Annotated in this window: 1 protein-coding gene and 1 pseudogene; one reads left to right on the plus strand and one right to left on the minus strand. The window is 68.7% G+C overall.

What is annotated here, in order from left to right:
• Positions 1-239 precede the first annotated feature (239 nt).
• On the plus strand, positions 240-500 hold the full coding sequence (locus AB0M20_RS43465) for an SHOCT domain-containing protein (RefSeq protein WP_364307347.1): 261 nt from the start codon (positions 240-242) through the stop codon (positions 498-500).
• A gap of 192 nt (positions 501-692) precedes the next feature.
• Here AB0M20_RS43465 and AB0M20_RS43470 read toward each other — a convergent pair.
• Positions 693-1,418 (minus strand): annotated as a pseudogene (locus tag AB0M20_RS43470) (hypothetical protein); the annotation flags it as partial.

The following is a 1,418-nucleotide window of genomic DNA, read 5'->3' on the forward strand; positions in this document are numbered from 1 at the left end:
GAGTATCGCCTAGCGTCGGCGCGGGATCATCCGGTTCAGACGATGTGGGGCTCGCGCAAAGCCCGAAGCATGAGGTCTTCAACCTCGCCCAGGACGGCCAGCACGTCGCAGCAGGCCTTCACGACTGCTCGACCCGGCCGAGGGTAACCACGTCCGGATCCTGACCGGTGTCCTCGATCGGGCTTCGGCCTGAAACCTGGCGCCGAAACGTGCGGGGTCTATGTAAAGGAGAGCCGGACATGGGACTGCTCAGAGCCGCGGCGCGCACGGCGGTCATTGCCGGCACCGCCACGCACGTGCACGGCCGGGTCGCGGCCCGGCAGCAAAGCCGATGGGCGCAGCAGACCGCCGCGCCACCCGCAGTTGCGGCACCGATCTCCCCGGAACGCGACACCGCGACCTTGATCGCTCAGTTGAAGGAACTTGGGCAACTCCGCGACGCTGGGGTCTTGAGCGAGGCTGAGTTCGAGGTGCAGAAGGCCCGCATCCTGCAGCGCTGATTCGTCGCGCACCCTCCGAGATGACCTGGGCCGGAGGGAAGGTCAATGCAACTCACCCCCGGTCGGACACAGAGAAGTTGCTGCTCAGCGTCGCGGGCCTGGTGGCCCGCGATTGTCGATCGAGTAGGCGACGGCGCAGATCGCCACACGGATGACCGTTGTCCTCGGCGGCATCGGGCCCCGTAGTACCGATCAGGTCAGCGTTTCGTTCTTCAGAGCGGCACTCGCAGCGAACCGTACCTGCGACACCGGCCGGAACCGGTCGTCCAGCGCGATGATCAACGTGAGGAGCAGTACGTAGAACACCGTGGCGGCCGGATTCAACCCGCCGCCGAACCGGGCGAGCAACCACCACGCCACCGCCACCATGCCGATGTTCAGCACCACCCGCGCTCCGAAGGCTGCCAGCAGCGACTCCACGCTGCGGGAGCGCCGTGCCACCGCCATGCTGATCGCGGCGTTGACCAGGACGAAGCCGGCGACGCCGAGGAACAGCTCGAGATCGCTTGTCCGGCGGCCGGGCAGCAGCTCGCCGTAGATGATGCACAGCAGACCGAGAAGCACCACCTTCTCGGCGGTGGCCGCGGACCAGACGCGGCCGTGGGCGGCGACCCACCGATCCCGCTCGGCGGCGGTGTCGATCTCCTCGGGCAGCGGCTCGGCGGCGACACGCCAGTCCCACGCCCGTGCCGGCAGCCGCGGCCGCAACCAGAACCAGCCGAGTGCCACCAGGCCGGCGCCGAGCAGCACCAGTACGGGAATGAGCCAGGGCATCGCCCCGAGGGTGTCGGTCACGTCGAGCTGGGCGACGTGGATCCACCACTCCTGCGGCAGCTTGACGAAGACCCAGATGGCTGCTGCCGTGAGCACCCAGTTGCGCCGGCTCCCCCGGGCCGGGTCCCAGCGCAGACGGACGAG

Source organism: Actinoplanes sp. NPDC051633, from assembly GCF_040681735.1.
GTDB lineage: Bacteria > Actinomycetota > Actinomycetes > Mycobacteriales > Micromonosporaceae > Actinoplanes.

Excerpts from the sequence above, each read along its gene's own strand:
- AB0M20_RS43465 (WP_364307347.1), top strand. The coding sequence starts at position 240 with ATGGGACTGCTCAGAGCCGCGGCGCGCACGGCGGTCATTGCCGGCACC.